Origin of the sequence: Pseudoalteromonas sp. SWXJ133, from assembly GCF_015864365.1 — a bacterium.
Taxonomy (GTDB): domain Bacteria; phylum Pseudomonadota; class Gammaproteobacteria; order Enterobacterales; family Alteromonadaceae; genus Pseudoalteromonas; species Pseudoalteromonas arctica.
The window spans coordinates 22,270-42,637 of record NZ_JADYXJ010000023.1 but is presented as its reverse complement, the minus strand read 5'-3'; the positions used below and the strand labels follow the sequence as shown (position 1 = coordinate 42,637).

Below are 20,368 nucleotides of genomic sequence, written 5' to 3'. Positions count from 1 at the left end.
CTATAGTAAGTCACTTACCTCAGCATGTGTATGCTGCGGCCATACACCCACTTGCACTTGGCCAATATGCTGCTTTTGCAGCAATAGCATCGCTAGTCGCGACTGCCCTATTCCACCGCCAATTGTTTGCGGAAATTTACTTTGTAGTAGCGCTTTATGCCAATCAAACTCTAAGCGGTCTTCATCTCCAGTAGTACTTAACTGCGCTTTTAAAACCTCCGGACTTACACGTATACCCATTGATGATATTTCAAATGCATTTTCAAGCACTGGGTTCCATACCAAAATATCGCCATTTAAGCCCATGTATTGATCGCATGTTGGCGTAGACCAATCATCGTAATCTGGGGCTCTTACATCGTGAATTTTGCCATCTCCGAGTGCGCCACCAATACCAATTAAAAATACAGCACCATATTCTTGTGCAATGGCTTTTTCGCGTTGCTTAGCACTAAAATCAGGATACATTATACGTAGCTCTTCACTGTGCACAAACTTAATATCGTCCGGTAAAAATGGCGTTAAACCATAAGACTCGCTTACAAAAGCTTCCGTCTCTTTTATTCCTTTATAAATAGATTGAACAGTTTGCTTTAGTGTTGCCAGCGAACGTTCTGTCGTTTCGTTAATTACTTTTTCCCAATCCCACTGATCAACATATACAGAATGAATAGGACTTAATGAATCTTCATCTGGGCGCAAAGCCTTCATTTGAGTGTAAATACCCTCACCAACACTAAAGCCATAAGTTGCCAATGTTTTACGTTTCCACTTAGCCAGTGAATGCACCACTTCGTAGCGGCTATCTGTAATCGCTTTCACATTTACAGCAACTGCGTTTTCATGGCCGCTTAAGTTATCTTGCGTACCGTCGCCAACCTTAGCCAAAATTGGGGCTTGAACCTCAACCAGCCCAAGTTGGGTTTCTAGTTGTTGTGAAAAAAATTGCTTAACTTTACTTATTTGCTGCTGTTGCTGCACATAGTGTGAACTCATAATAATTGGCCTCATTCCCAGTTATTGCTACTTGCTTAATTGATAAAAAGCGATCTAATTAACGCCCTTAATGAAGTTAATGTAACGATTTAAAGGATTAATTCAACATCCCATAACAAAAATAGCTTTAATATATAAAAACCATCAATTAAATGGTATAAAAAGCATATATTCGATAATTTCATGAGAAAAATATAATGGAAAATTATTTAATCGATAATCTCGATAAACAGATACTTCATGCGTTAATGGCAAATGCCCGTACTGCGTACGCCGAATTAGCAAAAAGATTTAATGTAAGCGCAGGGACAATTCACGTAAGAATTGAAAAAATGAAGCAAGCAGGGATCATTACAGGCACCCAATTAACGATTAATACTAAACAGCTAGGCTACGATGTATGCTGCTTTATAGGTATTAATTTAAATAACGCACGTGATTACCCGCAAACGCTTATAAAGCTAGAAGCATTGGAGGAAGTGGTAGAGGCTTATTACACAACAGGTAACTACAGTATATTTATAAAGGTAATGACAAAGTCCATTGATCACTTACAAGATGTGCTGATTAATAAAATACAGGCAATAGAAGCCATTCAGTCAACAGAGACACTCATTTCTCTACAAAACCCAATTAGCCGTACGGTAATGCCTTAACTACAAAAATCTCGTATAATTGCCGAAAAAAGAGGATAACCATGCAGCAAACTCGCTATCAAAGAATCGAAGACGTACTTTCGCGCCGTCAAACAGACCTAACCGTGTGTTTAGAAGACGTGCACAAACACCATAACTTATCTGCAATAGTACGAAGTGCTGATGCGGTTGGTTGCCATCACGTACATGCTGTATGGCCTGAAAAGCAAAAATGGCTAACAAATAATACCTCAGGTGGCAGTAAAAACTGGCTAGAGACGCACTTACATAGAAATATTGATGATGCCGTTACTGCAATGCGTGAACGCAATCCAGAAATACAAATACTCGCGACTCATCTATCAGAAGATGCCGTTGATTTTAGAGAAGTAGATTACACCAAGCCAACGGCTATTATTGTTGGACAAGAAAAAACGGGGATATCAGAAAAAGCCCTAGAATATGCCGATCAAAATATTATTATTCCAATGCAAGGCATGGTGCAATCACTAAATGTTTCGGTTGCTGCTGCGCTAATATTGTTTGAAGCACAGCGCCAACGCGAGCTGGCTGGTTTATATAATAGAGATATGCTGAGCGCCGAAGTTAAGCACCCACTTTACTTTGAAGGCTGCCATCCTATTATCGCGAGGCAGTGTAAACAAAAAAAATTACCCTACCCCGCACTTGATGCAAACGGCGAAATAGTCGCTGACGAGCAATTTTGGCAAGCTTTAAAACATACTTGATGGGCTAAAGTTCTGTAAGTACACTTAGCCTACTCACAAATAATAAGATTGATACACTTTGTCTAAACCTAGCTTAAATCAATACCCAATTACAGAGCTCAAAGGGGTCGGCCCAAAAATGGCTGAGCGTTTGTTAAAGCTAGGTATTTTAACTGTGCAAGATATGCTTTTTCATTTGCCACTTCGCTATGAAGATCGCACTCGCTTATACGCGATTAGCGAGTTGTCACTTCACAGCCACGTAAGTGTTGAAGCAACAATTGAAACAAGCCAAATTACGTTTGGTAAAAGGCGCATGCTTGTTTGCCAAATCAATGACGGTACTGGCAGGCTAACACTACGATTTTTTAATTTTACCGCCGCACAAAAAAACGCATTTAGTGCAGGTAAAATAATACGTTGTTTTGGTGAAGTGCGCCGTGGCCGTGTTGGCTTTGAAATGAACCATCCTGAATACAGCATCAGCGATACCTCTAACGAGCAACCAGTAGCGACCACATTAACGCCCGTTTATTCAACAACCGAAGGTTTAAAGCAACTATCGATTAGGGCTTTAAGCGAGCAGGCTATTGATTTACTACATAAATACTCAGTAGAAGAACTACTGCCTTCACAGTGGCAGCCATCAAATATACCGCTAAGTGACGCCTTATTATTACTGCACCGCCCACCAAATGATGTTGATGTGACTGCATTAGAGCAAGGTACTCACCCTGCCCAACAGCGCCTTGTATTTGAGGAGTTACTTGCTCAAAACCTCAGCTTATTAAAAGTACGAGAGCAAGGGCAACAAGTTAAGGCCGTCGCATTAAATCCGGTAAACACATTAGAAAGCCAATTTTTAGAGCAACTTCCTTTTGCACCCACAAATGCGCAAAGCCGCGTAGTTGCTGAAATTAAAGGTGACATGCAACACGCGTATCCAATGATGCGTTTAGTACAAGGCGATGTAGGCTCAGGTAAAACCCTAGTAGCAGCACTTAGTGCACTAACAGCCATTGCGCAGGGCTTTCAAGTAGCTTTAATGGCTCCTACTGAAATTTTATCAGAGCAACATGGCGTTAATTTTACAACGTGGTTTAATCAACTAGGTATAACCGTTGCTTGGCTTGGCGGTAAAACAAAAGGCAAAGAGCGCGTAGCAACACTTGAAAAAATAGCCTCCGGTGAGGCGCAAATGATTGTAGGTACTCACGCTTTATTTCAAGATGAAGTTAAGTTTAATAACTTAGTGCTTATCGTTATTGATGAACAACACCGCTTTGGTGTCCACCAGCGTTTATCACTGCGCGAAAAGGGTAAGTTTGGTGATTGTTACCCTCATCAACTAGTTATGACCGCAACACCTATCCCACGTACGCTCGCTATGACCGCCTATGCCGACTTAGAAACCTCTGTGATTGACGAGCTACCTCCTGGGCGTACGCCAATTACAACAGTGGCACTTCCTGATACTCGCAGGGACGATATTATTGCTCGCGTTAAATTAGCGTGTAACGAGCAAGGCCGCCAAGTTTATTGGGTGTGTACACTTATTGATGAATCTGAAGTACTGCAATGCCAAGCCGCCGAAGACAGTGCACTACAGTTAAAAGAAGCGCTACCAGAGCTAAACGTAGGTTTAGTACATGGGCGAATGAAATCAGCTGAAAAACAAGCCATTATGAGCGAGTTTAAAGCAGGTAATATACATGTTTTGGTTGCCACTACGGTTATTGAAGTTGGTGTAGATGTCCCTAATGCGAGCTTAATCATTATAGAAAACCCTGAGCGCTTAGGCTTAGCACAGCTGCATCAGTTACGTGGGCGAGTTGGCCGTGGCGCTACTGCATCGCATTGCGTGCTTTTATACCATGCGCCGCTGTCTCATACCGCTCAAAAGCGATTAGGCGTACTACGCGATAGTAACGATGGTTTTGTAATAGCAGAGCGCGATTTAGAAATTCGTGGCCCTGGTGAAGTGCTCGGTACAAAACAAACAGGGTTAGCCGAGTTTAAAATTGCCGATCTTACCCGTGATAAGCACATACTTAATCAAGTAAGACCGATTGCACAGCAAATGCTTAAGCAACACCCAGAGGTTGTTGACCCACTAATTCAACGCTGGTTGGGTAACAAGCAAAATTACGCGCAAGCGTAACCACTCTATTTTCGATACTTTTGAGTTTACTAAGTTAATTTACTAAATTAGCTTACAAAGGATATAAAAAAGCTAGCCCTAAACAATATAGAGCTGACTACTGATATCTAAGCTAAGCAGCATAAAAGCGATTAGCGCCTTTTACTGCTCTTAGTTAAATTTAAGCTTTGTTAAGCTCAAAAATAAGCGATGTTTGCGGGAATGATATTGGCATTTGTAAACCAAACTGCATTAGCGCTTCACCTGTAAATGTTTGACCATTTACCGCAGCAATAGAAGATGGGCGATACTCGTCAAATTTTACCGGCCACACTAAATTAAGTGTGTACTGCGCATCGGCATCTAGGCCAACAAAACGAAGCTTATTAGGCGCTGTACGCGGTGTTTCGCGAACGCTGTTATAGGCAAATAACGCTTTTGTTTTTTGCTCATCGATTAAACCAAAGTTAATTGATAAATCGTCGCTATCTAGGCGGTATAAATCGGCGCTATGAATAAACTCACGATGCTCTTTGTGTAGTGCTATTGCCGCTTTAAGTGCATTGTATTCGTGATCGTTCAGTTCACGTGGGTCCATTTCGATTCCCATGTGGCCAAACATTGATACCGCAGCACGCATTTCAATACTTACATTACGCCCTGTGATATGACAATCACGTGGGCCTACGTGTGCCCCCATAACCGACGATGGGAAAAAGAACGAACATCCACGCTGTATTTCAAGGCGATCAAGCGCATCGTTTGAATCTGACGTCCATACACGGTCTGTGTGTGCAAGTACGCCGTAATCTACACGTGCACCACCTGACGAACAGCTTTCTATTTCAAGCCCTGGATGCGCCGCTTTAATACGATCAATTAAACGATAAAGTGCCAATGTTTGCTGGTGCACAGCAGGCTTACCATCAAAATTACCCGCATGGTTAATATCGCGGTTCATATCCCATTTAATGTACTTAATAGTTGGGTATTCAACTAAAATATCGTCAATCGCTTTGTATAGGTACTCAACAACCTCAGAGCGGGTTAAATCAAGTACTAGCTGATTTCTAAAGCTTAACTGTTCGTTGTTTTCAGATCCTAAAACCCAATCAGGATGCGCACGGTATAAATCGCTATCAGGGTTGACCATTTCTGGTTCAAACCAAATACCAAACTCCATACCTAAGCTATTCACATGATCAATAACTGGTGATAAACCATCGGGGTAAATTTTGTAATCTACTGTCCAATCACCTAAACCAGCGTTATCGCCACGGCGGCCTTTAAACCAACCATCATCAAGTACAAAACGTTCAATACCTAACGGCGCTACTTTGTCGGCTAGCTGCTTAAGCGTGTCTACGTCGTGATCAAAGTAAATGCCTTCCCATGTGTTGTAATGCACAGGACGCGTTTTTTCACGCTGTGCTTGGCTAAGTAAATTAGCTTTAACAAAACGATGAAAATTACGAGAAAGCGCACTAAAGCCTTCACTCGAAAACGAGCCATAAATGCTCGGGCTTTGATACGTTTGACCTTTAGCAAGCGTAAGCTCACCAGGAAGTAATAGCTCACCCATTTGCACGTAACGACGACCTTCAGCTAGAAGCTCTGCGCGTAGTTTATTGTTGCCGCTCCAACCTAAATGAAAGCCGTAACATTCGCCGTGCTGCTCGCCTGCATTTTCGTTATGCACTAATAAACCAGGAAATACATCGTGTGATGTTTTGCCTTTACGGTTTTCACGAACAAAACTGCCTAAGACTAAATCAACCGATTGACGCTGGAATTCGTTTGACCAACGACCTTCAAAGCTCACTATTTTGCTTACGCTATCTGGCAATTGAAATGTTGGCGCGGCGCAAAAATTAACGCCCAGTGGTGAGCCGCCTAAATTAGTTAATACAGTATGTGCACTAAGTACGTCAGTGCTTTTATCAAGTGTAATGCTGTGCACGACTTCAATACCACGAAGCTTATCTACGCTTACAAATTCAAGTGTTGCGGCTGAAGGCTGACGAACTTCTTGAAGTTGTGGCCCTACTGACCATGCGATTGAATCATTTACTAGCTCAAGCCCTGGCGCACCAGTAAAGCCTTCGCCTAATAACGGAGATAGAGAAATAGGCGCTTCTTCAACCACGGCACATTTTACTTCTTGACGCGTAGCAAGCTGAGTTAGCATTGTTTCTGTTGTTTGCTCAGATAGGCGTTTACCAAAGTACAGTAACGCCGGTGTTTTGCTCTGGCAGTCGAAAATAACGGTGCTGTTTACACTGTCTAATCGATAAAATGATTTAGTGTCGGCCATGATTTTCCTATCCTCTTGTTCATTGTGTGAGTTATAAATATAACGAAAATTAGTAAGCTACACTATGTACTAAATGTATCTCTTTGCTTGAGCCACAATCTATCAGACAGTGACATTCAATAATAATAGTATATATCATATAAATTAGGTTTTGATAGTCTTTACATCGCAAATAGTCAGATAAACTCACTGGAAGTACCACTGTAATAAAAAGTATTAAACTAACCTTCGCTTTGAAGTTCTCATGTTGCTTTTAATACATATAAAAAATCGGCCAGAGTTCCCCCATGACCGATTTTGTCAGCTTAAACTATTTATACGTTATTTTTGTACTTGTGCTTGGCCTGCGTCATCAAGTGCTGGTGTTTTACCTGCCCACTGTGCATTTAAACCAAATACCACTTTATTTACTATCAATGCAAAAGCGACACATACAATCAGTGTAATTGGCATTAAGTGAATGTAATGAATGTCAGTATGCAGTGGTGAGTTTGCAAATGTAAGCATGCCGTACATTACAACACCTAAAATTACTGCTGCAATACCCGCTCGTGCATCAACATTTTTAAATAATAAGCCCACTACAAAAATTGAGAATATAGGCATACTTAATAAGCCATTTAATTGCTGTAGTAAGTTAATAATACTGTCTGCTTGCTGGTAAATTGGTACAAGTACCAGTGTTAAGCTTGTTAGTAGCAATGTTACGTAACCACTTAGCTTTACAACACTTGGCTCTTTATTAAAGTACGCTTCGTGAATGTCACACACATATAGTGCTGTAGCTGAATTTAATAAGCTGTTGTAAGTTGAGAGTACAGCTGCTGCCATTGCCGCTGCGAACACACCGGTTAACCATGCTGGCATTACATCACCCACAATTCGACCATAAGCCGCGTCGCCAATATCGCCATAAAGTTTAAACGAAATAATACCCGGTAATACCACAATTGCAGGGACGATTAAAAAACGAATACCCGCAGCTGCAAATATACCTTTTTGCGCTTCTTTAACATTAGGTGCTGCCATTGCTCGCTGTGTGATTGTTTGGTTAGTACCCCAGTAATACATTTGAATAAAGATCATACCGGTTAAAAGTGTCGGCCACGGAATAGGTGAGTCAGCATCGCCTATGAGTGTTAAGCGCTCCTCAGGAATACCCGTAAAGTCATAATCAATAGCATTAAGTGCTAAAAATACGACTAAAACAGCCATGCCTAGTACAAGTATGCCATTGTAGGTATCCGATACAGCAACTGCTCGCAGACCGCCAAAAAACGCATAAACAGCACCAATAATAGCAAATGCGGTGGCGATATACATTAGCGGAATATCAACCTTAAACATGGTTTGCATAAATAGCGCGCCAGAATAAATAACCGCTGGCATATAAATAAGTGCATTACCTAAAAAGAATAAACCACCAATAACAGCGCGAATATGTTTGTTGTTATAGCGTTTTTCTAAAAGCTCTGTGGTCGTTGTACAGTTGTATTTGTAATAAACAGGAATGAACACTTTGGCTAAAATAATCAAACCTATAATTGCTGCAAGCTCCCACCAAACCAGTAAAGCCATTTGGTTACCATTCATGCCTACAAGCTGATCAGTACTTAAATTAGTAAGTGTTATTGAACCTGCAACAAACATCCAAGTAAGACCACCGCCTGCTAAAAAATACTCTTTGGTTTGGCTTTGTCCGTTATTGCGATTTTGGCCTCGGCATTTCCAATAAGTAAGGCCACCAATTAAAGCGGTGACAAAAACAAAAACCACCAGCTGTAAAATGTTATCTGACATGTGTGTGTCTCCTGCGCGTTATGCGCAATGTCTGTGTAATAAAAAATGCACGCTACAGCGCGTGCGCATCTCGACTTAGTTCTAACTTAATCTGCTTTAAAGGCATAAGTTCGGGACGTTGGTTATGCAGCTTTACCAATGCATTTAACTGAAACAGTGAAATAAGCATGCTGTTAAGCACACTCAAGTAACCCTGCTTTTGTAGTTCTGCAACGGTATTGCTATTTAATGTTTGCAGTTTGTCTTCATCAACGGTGCTCAAACCTTGAATAGTTTGGGTTTCGCCTTGTTCAAACTGCAATACAATATCTATGTTTTTAATGAGCCCTAACCGAGTAATTTCTTGGGTAAATTGATACGTTTGATAGTCATTTTTTAAGTCGCTTTCTAACAGTTTTTGCTGTGCACTTAAAAATAAACTCGGGTTACCTTTAGCATCAAATAGTGCCTCACCTTGCTGCGTGTTTACGGCTGAGCTTTGATCATCAATCGCGATAAAATAATCGCTACTATTTGCTTCTCGGGTCATTAAATAAAGAGGCTGGGTTTGCATACATACCGGCGTGTAAAGTGCCTGCCATTGGTTGTTATTAACCAATAAACTTTGACCTGCACTAAAGCTGGTTAACGCTGATACGGTATAACTACCATTTTGTGTATTACGTGCTAAAAAAATAGGTAAGTCGCAGGCTGCTTTTGCTATTTCATTTGCTCTTAAATTAACTAAATGCTGCGTTTTTGCATATTCAACGGCTGCATTGGGGTTAATTTTTAATGTTTGGTGTTTGGTGTTTACTAGTCCACTAATAGCCATAGTTACACATCCTTAAACTGGGTTAGCTGCTAACCACTGCTCTATAAAAGCACGGTGAGGCGGCAAAGTTTGCAACATCTGCTGTGTAAGCTGGCTGTTACGTTCAATTATTTGTTTGGCTTGCACATGCTGTGAATACAAATATGCTTGTTTAGTAAAGTCAGGCTTAAAGCCCATACCGTACAAAACATACTGATAACTGGCGGCAGGGAATAACTCTAATGCGCCATGAAAATCTTGAATAAGCGGGCCACGGCTTCCCCAAAGAAGTAAATCTTCTTGCAGGGTTTGTGGGATAGTATCGGGCTGTACATGTGCTTGCCAGTAAGGTTCTGGGCGCTTGGTTAGCATGTAATGCAGCTTTAAAAAGTCGATAATACGCTGCCAGCGGTAATCCATCTGCTCGTTAAAGCGTTTAGCTACAATAGGCATTACTTGTGTGTCTGCTGGCATGTGCTCTGCTACAAAGCGTGCTGAAATTTCAACAAGCATAATAGCGGTTGCTTCAAGCGGCTCTACAAACCCTGCCGACATACCAATGGCAACACAATTTTTATGCCAAAACTTCTCACGGTATCCTGATTCAAAACTAATTTTACGGGCAGTTAAACCGTTTGCTGCATCGCCTAAATAGTCTCTTAGGTTTTGCTCTGCTTCATCGTCTGATAAAAATTTGCTTGAATAAACATGCCCTACACCTCGGCGGTGCGTTAAACCTATATCCCAAATCCATCCAGCGTTTTGCGCTGTTGCTATGGTATGGCTGGCAAGAAGCTGCTCGTTTTCATTGTAAGGGACTTGCATAGCCAATGCGCTGTCGTTAAATAGCACGTGGTCCATTTTTTTAAACGGTACGTTGAGCGCTTGGCCTAATAACAATGATGAAAAACCAGTACAGTCTATAAATAAGTCGGCGTTTATAGTGCGGGTTTGATCTTTTAGAGTAAGCTCATTTATTGCACCCTCGTCATCAAGCTTTACTTGATCAACAGTACCAATAATATGCTCTACGCCAAGCTTACTTTTACAATGCTGTTTAAGCATTTCTGCAAAAGCGCCGGCATCTAAGTGATAAGCGTAATTACAATTACCTTGATATTCACCTTGCGCTATACCTCTTGGGGCTAAGCTTGCTTCGCAAATATCATGTTGAAAATTAGTTTGCTGTGCAAAGTCTGCAACATTATCTAAATATGGGGCTAAATCTATACGGCCGTAGCCTAGCGGTACAGTAAATGGATGGTAGTAAAAGTCATTATTGCCATGAGTCCAATTTACAAACTTCCCGCCTTGTTTGAAGGTAGCATTACAGGCTTTAAACACATCGACTTCACGCAAGCCTATTTGCTGAAGTGTGTTTTTCATCGTGGGCCAGGTACCTTCACCTACGCCAATAGTTGGAATGTCTGACGATTCAACCAACATCACTTTTAAGCCGTCACCATTTTGACCTTGGTGATACGAAGCTATAATTGCAGCGCTCAGCCATCCTGCTGTACCACCGCCAACTACCGCTACTGTTTTTATTGCTTTATTCATAATGGACTACTCTTTGAGTATTTTTGATAACGTTTTATACAACAAATGCCCGTTAGGGCATTTTGATTTAATGTGTATTCATTTTAGCCAATTAGGTTAACTAATATACATTACTGCTAAATTAACCTAATTGGTATTAGCACCTTGGTGCTGTAATGAAAACTAATAGGCGAAAAATACGCCTCCATCATTAATTAAAACGATCCGCGAATACCAAACGCGTAACGTGAGCCATTATCTTCTACTGAATAGATTTGGTTAGCAAAACGACCTGTTTGTACTAGCTCTTCTTCAGTAATATTGATGCCTTCCGCAAAAATAGTGAAGTTTTCGTTAATATCGTAACTTGCACTAATATCCCACTGACCGTAAGTTTCTACGTTAACTGGTTCACCGTTAAAGCCGTTATCAACTAAGCGTAAAAAGCCTTCACGGTTGTTAAATGCAACACGTGCTTGCCAGTTTTCTTGCTCATAGAAAAATATTAAGTTTTGTGAATCCCCTAAACCTTCAAGTGCAAATGTTTGTGTAGTATCGTCACCCACACTAATGTCGCTATTCACAACAGTTGCATTGGCAATAAAACCAAAGCCATTTTCAAACATGTGAGTAACACCGACTTCAAAACCGGTTACAGTTGCAGACTCACCATTTTGAGGACGACTTGCAGTGTAAACTTCTGAGCTACCAATAAGTTCGTCATCTGTTTGGTCTGTACATGTAGTACACGCAAAATCAGGACCTGAACGGTCAGACATTTCGTATGTTTCTGCACCTGTTAGGGTAACAATAAAGTCATCTACTTCTTTACTAAATACTGCAAAGCTAAATAAGTTAGCATCGTTGTAGTACCACTCGTAAGAAATATCCCAGTTTTCAGACTGGAATGGTTTAAGTGCTGGGTTACCACCACTTGCCGTTAAATTTTGACGACGTGGCTCGTTAAAGTTTGTCGCAGGAGATAGCTGAGACATAGTTGGGCGAGTGATACTGTCGTACGCTGCAAAGCGTAAAATCATGTTGTCTTGCAGCTCTAACTTAACATTGAAAGACGGTAATAAGTTTGAGTAGCTAGTGCCTTGCTCGATGTTCGTTGCAGGCCCAAAAACATTCTGAAACAATGTTGCGTCAGATGTTGGTATTACATCGCTAATAAAGCTTTGTATTGCAGCAACTTCAATATCAGTTTCTGAGTAACGCGCGCCAAAGTTAACTGTTACAGGCATATCTGAAAGGTCAAAACCAAGCGTAAAGTCCATGTATAAGCTAGTGATGTCTTCGTTAATTGTGTAACGGTTATTTTGTAGTGTTGGCTCTACTGGGAAACCTTGATCGGCTAAGTAATCAAGCATTTTATCGCCATCGTAGCTATAAAATGTATCGATTAAACCAGGGAAGTAGTTACTCGCTGTATAAGCTTCAAAATCAATTGCATCAAGTGGTGCTTGTGTACCATAACCACAGAACTGACATTGACTACCAAAGATTTGAAAGCTTGATTTTTCACGTTCTTGGCGATAAGCACCAAAGTTAATGCGATCAACGGGGCCTTTATCTGGCACATATTCAAAATCGGCTTTTACTTCAGTAATTTCATCTTCATCTGTAAATTGATTACCAATTTCGTTGTAATGAAGTCGCGCTAGGCTTGGAGCTGGCAACGAACCATTTTCAAAACCATCATGCTGTACAGTAGGAATGCTGCCTGTACCGTCAAAAGTATAGCTATTGATAACACCTACAACGTTAAAGCGATCTCTACCCGCACGGTCGTTTTCGGCTGTTGAGCGAGATACGTCAAATTTTGCTTTTAATGACTCGTTGACTTGCCAGTCAACGTTAATACCAAATGCTTTATTAGTTACATCACGTGAGTTACGTGTGTGAGATACAAAGTCACTTGCCGGATCGCCACTTGGTGCGCCCAAACCCACTTCTTGGGAGAAAGTTAAAAGCGTGCCTGTTTCAGGATCAATTGTTGCGCTACCTACGCGGTCTGGTTCAAACCACGATGCTAAATCGCGTACTGTTGAATCAACTTCAAATTTTGAAATCATGCCATCAACAGTAATCGTAACATCGTCAGACGGTGCATATTGTAGTACTAAACTTGCGTTTGTTCGCTCACGGTCTTGCTCATCAACAACTTGATCCCAGTTACGTGGAATGTAGGCATTTTCAAACAATACACCATCCGTTGGATTAGAGATTGTTTGGCCACCGCGCCAACCAGCCGTTAAAATTTGGTTATTCTGAAGTTTACGTTGTTGATTAGTGATGGCAAAAAGCACACCTAGCTTGTCATCGTTAAACGTATTACTTATTAAGAATGATGTTGATGGAGATACTTCTTCAGAAAGGCTTTCGTACATACCTTTAACTGAACCTAAAATATGTAAACCGCCAAAATCAAAAGGACGTGCTGTAGTTACGTTAACCGTACCACCAATGCCGCCTTCTTGAAGCGTTGCTGTATTACTTTTATAAATATCAGCACCGGTGATTTGATCTGCAGCTAATACATCAAAGTTGAATTCACGCCCTGCACTGTCTGTCGCAATTTGACGACCATTAACAAGTACAGTATTAAATTGTGGACCAAAACCACGAATAGTTACCGCTTGGCCTTCACCACCACTACGGTCAATTGCTACACCTGTAATACGTTGCAGAGATTCTGCTACGTTTAAATCAGGAAATTTACCAAGATCTTCTGCTTTAATCCCGTCTGTAACAACATTAGATGCTTTTTTATCTAACATTGATGAACGTAAGCTGCTGCGGATACCCGTTACTGCGATAACTTCAACATCTTCATTTACTACTGTAGGCGTATTGCCTTCAGCGCCTTGAGCTGCAACGTTTCCGCTTGCCAATATGCCAGTAATAGCAATACTGATCGCGGTTTTCTTGTTGAACGATAACTTATTGTTAATTATCATTTTTTAAAAACTCCTGATTGTGTGTAGTCGTTGTGTCGTTGTGGTAGTGCATATAGTTTCAAATACTATTTATATTATAAATACTTTAAACCAGCAAAAAGTGCAACCTTTTCCTGAATTATGGATAGCATTTAATCACCGTATTTTTGCTTTTAATTTTCTTTAAATTAACATTTCAATGCTGTATTCACTCAGAAAAAGAGTAAATAATAACCTGTTCATAATCCTCTTCCGGTAATAAATTAGCTTTTGGAAAATTTTCACGATTTGGCGCATCTGGCCAATTTTGCGCTTCAAAACACAAAGCTTGCCGTGCTTTAAAAGGCGAACCAACAAAGTTTGCGGTATAAAGCTGCATGCCTGGCTGCGTACTTTTAAGGGTTAAACTAACGTTCGTGTGTGGCGAAGTTAATGTAGCCATCGTCTTTAAACTGCTGTCATCATTAAAAATATAGCAGTGATCAAAGCCATTTCCAGCTTCTAGTTGAGGATGAACGGCGCTTAAGGCCTCACCAACTTGAGCTGGCTTAGTAAAGTCAAAGCAGGTACCGGTGACTGATGCAGATTCATTAAGTGGAATACTAGTTGTATCAATAGGAAGATAGTAATTGGCATTAACTTGAACAAGGTGTTCATTAATTGATTCGCTACCATCAAGATTAAAATAGCAATGGTTAGTAAAGTTAACGAGCGTTTCTTTATTAGTTAGCGCTTTAAAGTGCAGAGTAAGCTCGCCGTTTTTAGCGCTAATCGTTTGCCAAACCTGCAACTCACCGGGGAAACCTTGTTCGCCGTCGGGCGAGCAATAATAAAGTTCAACTTCACTTTCAGTTTGTTTGGTTACTTGCCAAAGTACTTTATTAAAGCCTTTAACGCCGCCGTGCAGGCTATTAGGGCCGTTATTTGCTTCTAGTTGATACTGCGTACCAGATAAGTTAAAACGCCCCTTTGCAATGCGATTAGCGTATCGACCTACTGTAGCGCCAAGATAAAATGGGTTTTCAAGATAGTATTGAGGATCATCGACGCTAAGCGTCATTTCTTGTTCTTTAAATTTAATGCTTTTTATTATCGCGCCAAATGGCAAAATTTCAGCTGTTAAATTTTGACCATCACTGAGCTGAATAACTTGTAAAGGTTGGTTATTGGCAATAGATGTCACACGCATTCTCCAATCAAATTACCGAATTAACATTTCCTGTTATAACGGCGCAACAATATATAATATAAATAGTATATAACTAGCGCTTGTAACTCAATCTAAATGCGTTAAAAAATCACGACAAAAATTTACAGCTGCCATTATTATTTACATAAGGCGAGTAAATTAAATACTTATTGTTTTTACCCCCCCCAAAAAATCACACCTAATTAACTAACACATCAAAATAAATAAAAAGATAAATACAATCATAATCTTAAGAAAATCCAACCAATCGACATATGTTAAAGTTTTATTAAACCACTCTTTTATTTGGAAAATTTTCAGCCTTACTTTGTTTAGTTGATGTCTGCACCATTTAATCCAGCTTAATCGCTGCGTGTGCACTTTGTTTTTAGTATTTATAAACATTAACTGAGAGAAGAAAGGAATTATGATCCCATTTAGACTTAATAAACTGAGTATATTAGTTGGCGCTGTATCTGGCACATTCATATTAGCAAGCAGCCCTATACATGCAGCTCAAAGTGATAAAGTTCAGCAGGAAATGGAAGCGATCACGGTAACAGGCTACCGTTCTAACCTAGCCCGTAGTAAGGAACTCAAAAAAAATGCAATTGGCTCGCAAGACAGCATATTAGCTGAAGACATTGGCGAATTCCCTGATGCCAACTTAGCAGAGTCATTACAGCGTGTACCGGGTGTATCTATTTCGCGTGACTCAGGTGAAGGTCGTCAAATATCGCTACGTGGCTTAGGCCCTAATTTTACACGCACACGCTTAAATGGCATGGAAGCACTTTTTACAAGCGATTCAGGTATTGACCAACGTGGTGGTGCATCTCGCTCTCGAGATTTTGATTTCAGTATTTTTGCCTCAGAACTATTTAATCGCGTAGATGTTTATAAATCGTATGATGCGTCACTAGATGAAGGGGGTATTGCCGGTACTGTTGATTTACATACTGCAAAACCTTTTGATAATTCTGAAGAAGGGCTACAAGGTGCTGTAAGTGTAAAAGGTATTTATAATGATAGAACAGAGCATTCAGACCCTCGCTTTGCTGGTTTGTTATCAAATACTTGGGGGAATTTTGGTGCGCTCGTATCGGTTGCTTATTCTGAAGTAGATACAATTGAAGAAGGCTATCATGTGTGGTCTTGGAAACAAGCGAGCTTTGGTGATGATAATGTTGCAGATTCAGTTGATGCCGATATCAAAAACCGTTTGGTCAATGCCACGGGTAATGACCGTGTGTTTGTATCTCGCGCTAATAACATTGCATCTTGGGCTAATACACGTAAACGTACCGGTATTACCGCTGCATTTCAGTGGCAACCTTCTGATGCAATGTCTTTTGATTTAGATATTTTATACGGAAAGCTATCTAACGATCGCATTGAAAACCAATTATCAACAGCGGGCACACACGCATTTACTGGCGATGTGACGGCAAATCAGTTACTCGTTGATGCAGCTATTGAAGGTGACGATTTAGTATACGCCTCATTTGAAGGTCTTGATTTACGTACCGAGTCAAAAGTAAGTTTTGGCGAAACTGATTTTCACCAAATATCACTCAGTGGTAATTTTGAACTAACCGATAAACTATACATGACAACCATGTTTGGTTTATCAAAATCTACTTTTGAGCAACCTATAAACGATAAAGTTTTTAGTGAATCTGTCGACCATGCGTTTTCTGTTGATTGGCGCAATGCTAAATATGGTCAAAATACTTACGACTTCGATATTACCGACATTGACCAGTGGGCATTAATGCGAACTGATGTCCGTGAAGATGAAATAAGCAATGAATACAACACGTATCAAGTTGATTTTAATTACGAACTTAGTGATGTTCATTCATTTAAGTTTGGTCTTCAGTCTAAAAACTATCAATCAGATGGCTTTGAACGCAGAGACCGTGTTGATTGGGAAAATGACCCAAATTCACCTGAAGCTGTTTTTCAAATAACAAATATCCCAATTTTACATGACTATGTTATTGCAAATAACCAAGCAACTTTTGAGCGTGTTGTTGCAACAGGTTTAATTTCTCGCGAGTTAGATGCCTCTCATAATCGCCCTGGTACTGTATATCAAATTGAAGAAGATACTATTGGGGTTTATGCACAGTATTTATGGAACACCGAAATAAGTAACTTCCCAATTAGAGGTAACTTAGGCTTACGTTGGTACGAAACCGAACAAACATCGAGCGGGGAAGTTAATACTGGAGTAGGTTTTGAGCAAATTGAATTTAGTAAAACCTATTCCGATTTACTACCAAGCTTAAATGTTGTTACTGATATTTCTGATAATTGGTTAGTACGCTTTGGTGCAAATCGCAATATTTCTCGACCAAACTTAGATCAACTAAAAGCCGCAGGACAAGTGGGTGTTGCAGATCAATTTATCAGTGCTGGTAACCCTAATTTAGAGCGTTTTGTCGCTGATTCATTCGAAACATCATTTGAGTTTTATGGTGATTCGTCAAGCTTGGCTATTGCATTATTCCATAAAGATATGGAGTCATTTATTGTCCAGCAATCAGTGACCCTACCTTATGAGCAAACGGGTTACCCTCTAGAGTTTTTAGATTTTGACCCGCGCGTAAATGCGCAATCTGAGTTTACCGTTTCACAACCTATAAATGGTGATTCTACAGATGTCACTGGTTTAGAAATTGCGTTTCAAATGGACTTTTATTTTTTACCAGAACCATTTAATTACTTAGGAATGCTCGGTAATGTAACCATTGCTGATGGCGAAACTATTTTATTTAACGAAGGTGAGCGCATCAGCGTTACTCCTCCTGGCTTATCTGAATTGTCTCACAATTTTACCCTTTATTATGAAACACCGCGTTGGGGCATGCGTGTATCGAGCTCTTATCGTGATGAGTACATTACAGGCGAAGGCTCAGAGCAAAACATTGTTGCAGGATACGATGAAACAACGTTTGTTGATTTTAAATCGTTCATGAATATTACAGAACAAGTAAAAATAACCTTTGAAGCAACGAACTTAACCGACGAAGCGATTCGACAATTCCTCGATCACAGAACCCAATCCTACTCACAAAGTGGCCGTAATTTTGCGTTAGGTATGTCGTATAAATTTTAGCTCTCACCTCTAAACTGGCTGCTTTTGCAGCCAGTAATTCCATAAGGAAAGGTATAACGATGAATAAAACAATTATAGCGGTGTCAATAATATGCAGCTTAACAACTGCAAAATACTGTGTAGCCAATGATTTTCATACGCAACCGAAGCTAAATAACCCCATTTCACAAGTGCTTAATTCTTTGGGTAGTAATTGCCAAGATTTTAAAGTAGATACACAAAGTGATCACGTATTTGAAATTAGTGATCATCACCAAGCATTCGAACTATCTCATAAATGGAGTAATGGCTCCCATACTGCTTTTATTGCACATTCAGAAACAAGTAGTGGTGATTTAGGTCAAATATTAACATTTAATGCAAGCAGTAATGCATTCAACAGCAATGATGAGATTAGTAGCAATAGCACATTAGCTCTACGCGATAAAATACGTATTTCTGAGCAACATCCATCTGGTATAGCCTGGCTTCCCGCTCCAAACAATGAAGATGAGGGCTATTTATTTATTGCCTCTGAAAACGAAATAAAAGTACGTGTCAGAAAATTTAATGCGACAACTGATTTAGGGCAAGCCGCTGAATTACAACAAACAGAGTTAAATAAAATTACCGATGTATGGCTTGCTCAAATAGATAACACAACATGGTTAATACTCCATCATATGGGAGAAGCTAAAGGGGTCGCTTATAAAGCTGATTCTGAGCGCTTATTTCAATACAACACGCCACAAGAGGGCATTATAGATATAACTGCTTTTGAGCGAGTAAACACCTATAACACAGCAAAAAATACTTACTGTAACAGTGTTGGTCAAAATGCACAGCTAGTCCAAGACAGTAACAATAATTGGTTTGTCGTTCATTCTTATACCGGTGGTACTGTTTGCGGCGCTAACATTGGCGATAATCATGTGAATGCTTATCCGGTAAGTTTTAATAACAACACAGCTTTCAGCGTATCTACGTCAGCTCCTGCTGTGAAAACCATATTAGGCCGTGCCAATGGTCCAACAGATCCTGGCGCTGATGGTGCGAGCGGATTTAGAGTAAATGAGGGCGGGCAGTTAATTGCATATCTAGGTGCGCAATATGCTTATTCGTCTCTTTTTAATTGGAAATCTGCTTTGCGTGAATGTCGCTCAAGTAAATAAATTAACAGCTAGGTCACTATCTTTAGTTGCCTAGCCACTTAAATAAAAAGATAAAAGTTATGCAAAAATACACTGTTTCATTCCTCATTAATTTATTATTGCTTTTAGTTTGCTGCCCATCAATTGCTGCAAATGACACATTTACTTTAGGTGTTATTGCCGATTGCCAATATGCAGAACAAGCCAATAAAGGTACTCGACACTACACATCTTGCCCTCAAAAGTTCAGCACTGCCGTTGAGCAATTTAATCAACTGCCTTTATCGGGTGTATTACATTTAGGCGACTTTATCGACCGTGAATTTAAAAGTTTTACTCCGTTAAATACAATATCGTCATCGCTTAACGCTCCCCTTTATCATGTATTAGGAAACCATGAATTCTCGGTAGATGATAAGTTTAAAATGCGCATAACTAACACTTTAAATATGCCATCGCGCTACTACAGTTTTGAAATAAACAACTGGCTCTTTATCGCATTAGATGGCAACGATGTGAGCACTTACGCATGGCCTAAAAATAGTGAAAAACATCAACAAAATATGACCTTGTTTAACTCTCAATATAAAGGGCACGAAGATTGGAATGGCGCAATTGGTATAAAACAGCTTAAGTGGTTAGAAGAAAAGCTAAAAGTAGCGCAAGTAAAAGAACAACCTGTTGTACTACTGAGTCACTTCCCTATTTTTCCTGAGAACAACCATAACCTATGGAACGCGCAAGAAGTGCTAACCCTTATTAGCCAGTATTCAACCGTAAAAGCATGGTTTAATGGTCATAACCATGTAGGTAATTACGCAAAAAAAGACGGCATTCACTTTGTAACTTTTCATGCGATGCTTGATACCGATACAACTGCATTTAGCACTCTTGAATTTTCGCCAACCCAACTTAAAATTAATGGTCAAGGGAGGCAGCCTTCAATGGTTCTTCCCATTAAATAACCGCAATAAAACTAAGATAACCTATGGCTCTATATAATAACGCGTACAAGGAGAGGATTAGCGTGACTAGGGA

Annotated in this window: 13 protein-coding genes; 6 read left to right on the top strand and 7 right to left on the bottom strand. The window is 40.1% G+C overall.

All coding sequences use genetic code 11. The features are described from left to right. Nucleotides 1-996, bottom strand: coding sequence for an aspartate--ammonia ligase (gene asnA / locus I6F40_RS15375; RefSeq protein ID WP_166378309.1), 996 nt, complete (start codon nt 994-996; stop codon nt 1-3). Nucleotides 997-1,193: 197 nt separating this feature from the next. On the opposite strand from asnA, the gene asnC reads away from it, so the two are divergent. From asnC to recG, 3 genes are read left to right on the top strand one after another with little or no spacing between them, the layout of a single operon-like run. Continuing rightward, nucleotides 1,194-1,652, top strand: coding sequence for a transcriptional regulator AsnC (gene asnC, locus I6F40_RS15370; protein WP_002958822.1), 459 nt, complete (start codon nt 1,194-1,196; stop codon nt 1,650-1,652). A gap of 41 nt (nt 1,653-1,693) precedes the next feature. Beyond that, nucleotides 1,694-2,380, top strand: coding sequence for a tRNA (guanosine(18)-2'-O)-methyltransferase TrmH (trmH, locus tag I6F40_RS15365; protein ID WP_166378307.1), 687 nt, complete (start codon nt 1,694-1,696; stop codon nt 2,378-2,380). A 58-nt stretch (nt 2,381-2,438) separates the two neighbouring features. Then, nucleotides 2,439-4,520 carry an ATP-dependent DNA helicase RecG gene (gene recG, locus I6F40_RS15360; protein ID WP_166378305.1) on the top strand — a complete coding sequence of 694 codons (2,082 nt, stop codon included), beginning with the start codon at nt 2,439-2,441 and terminating at the stop codon, nt 4,518-4,520. Between the two features lie 160 nt (nt 4,521-4,680). On the opposite strand, the gene I6F40_RS15355 is transcribed toward recG, so the two are convergent. From I6F40_RS15355 to I6F40_RS15330, 6 genes are all read right to left on the bottom strand, one after another. Then, nucleotides 4,681-6,813: an alpha-galactosidase gene (locus tag I6F40_RS15355; RefSeq protein WP_166378303.1), complete on the bottom strand. Its 2,133-nt coding sequence runs from the start codon at nt 6,811-6,813 to the stop codon at nt 4,681-4,683. A 321-nt stretch (nt 6,814-7,134) separates the two neighbouring features. Then, nucleotides 7,135-8,613: an SLC5 family protein gene (locus I6F40_RS15350; protein WP_007580003.1), complete on the bottom strand. Its 1,479-nt coding sequence runs from the start codon at nt 8,611-8,613 to the stop codon at nt 7,135-7,137. 52 nt (nt 8,614-8,665) lie between these two features. Continuing rightward, nucleotides 8,666-9,427 (bottom strand): SapC family protein, encoded by a 762-nt coding sequence (locus tag I6F40_RS15345; RefSeq protein ID WP_166378301.1) that lies wholly within the window; start codon nt 9,425-9,427, stop codon nt 8,666-8,668. A 12-nt stretch (nt 9,428-9,439) separates the two neighbouring features. Beyond that, entirely contained in the window at nt 9,440-10,966 is a 1,527-nt protein-coding gene (locus I6F40_RS15340; protein WP_166378299.1) for a tryptophan halogenase family protein, read from the bottom strand. A 194-nt stretch (nt 10,967-11,160) separates the two neighbouring features. Then, entirely contained in the window at nt 11,161-13,908 is a 2,748-nt protein-coding gene (locus I6F40_RS15335; protein ID WP_166378297.1) for a TonB-dependent receptor, read from the bottom strand. Between the two features lie 187 nt (nt 13,909-14,095). After that, nucleotides 14,096-15,070 carry an aldose epimerase family protein gene (locus tag I6F40_RS15330; RefSeq protein WP_166378295.1) on the bottom strand — a complete coding sequence of 325 codons (975 nt, stop codon included), beginning with the start codon at nt 15,068-15,070 and terminating at the stop codon, nt 14,096-14,098. A 433-nt stretch (nt 15,071-15,503) separates the two neighbouring features. Here I6F40_RS15330 and I6F40_RS15325 point away from each other — a divergent pair, with 433 nt between their 5' ends. The 3 genes from I6F40_RS15325 to I6F40_RS15315 are packed head-to-tail and all read left to right on the top strand — an operon-like array spanning nt 15,504 to nt 20,295. Next, the gene (locus tag I6F40_RS15325; RefSeq protein WP_166378293.1) at nt 15,504-18,200 is read left to right on the top strand and encodes a TonB-dependent receptor; all 2,697 of its coding nucleotides are present in this window, start codon (nt 15,504-15,506) and stop codon (nt 18,198-18,200) included. Between the two features lie 59 nt (nt 18,201-18,259). Beyond that, nucleotides 18,260-19,351, top strand: coding sequence for a hypothetical protein (locus I6F40_RS15320; protein WP_166378291.1), 1,092 nt, complete (start codon nt 18,260-18,262; stop codon nt 19,349-19,351). A 59-nt stretch (nt 19,352-19,410) separates the two neighbouring features. Continuing rightward, nucleotides 19,411-20,295, top strand: a complete 885-nt coding sequence (locus I6F40_RS15315) for a metallophosphoesterase (RefSeq protein WP_166378289.1) — start codon at nt 19,411-19,413, stop codon at nt 20,293-20,295. The last annotated feature ends 73 nt before the right edge of the window (nt 20,296-20,368 follow it).

Bases quoted from the DNA above. Each gene is read 5' to 3' on its own strand.
- I6F40_RS15320 (WP_166378291.1), top strand. From the start codon at position 18,260: ATGAATAAAACAATTATAGCGGTGTCAATAATATGCAGCTTAACAACT.
- I6F40_RS15355 (WP_166378303.1), bottom strand. From the start codon at position 6,813: ATGGCCGACACTAAATCATTTTATCGATTAGACAGTGTAAACAGCACC.
- I6F40_RS15325 (WP_166378293.1), top strand. From the start codon at position 15,504: ATGATCCCATTTAGACTTAATAAACTGAGTATATTAGTTGGCGCTGTA.
- I6F40_RS15345 (WP_166378301.1), bottom strand. From the start codon at position 9,427: ATGGCTATTAGTGGACTAGTAAACACCAAACACCAAACATTAAAAATT.
- asnA (WP_166378309.1), bottom strand. From the start codon at position 996: ATGAGTTCACACTATGTGCAGCAACAGCAGCAAATAAGTAAAGTTAAG.
- I6F40_RS15335 (WP_166378297.1), bottom strand. From the start codon at position 13,908: ATGATAATTAACAATAAGTTATCGTTCAACAAGAAAACCGCGATCAGT.
- asnC (WP_002958822.1), top strand. From the start codon at position 1,194: ATGGAAAATTATTTAATCGATAATCTCGATAAACAGATACTTCATGCG.
- I6F40_RS15340 (WP_166378299.1), bottom strand. From the start codon at position 10,966: ATGAATAAAGCAATAAAAACAGTAGCGGTAGTTGGCGGTGGTACAGCA.
- I6F40_RS15315 (WP_166378289.1), top strand. From the start codon at position 19,411: ATGCAAAAATACACTGTTTCATTCCTCATTAATTTATTATTGCTTTTA.
- I6F40_RS15350 (WP_007580003.1), bottom strand. From the start codon at position 8,613: ATGTCAGATAACATTTTACAGCTGGTGGTTTTTGTTTTTGTCACCGCT.
- trmH (WP_166378307.1), top strand. From the start codon at position 1,694: ATGCAGCAAACTCGCTATCAAAGAATCGAAGACGTACTTTCGCGCCGT.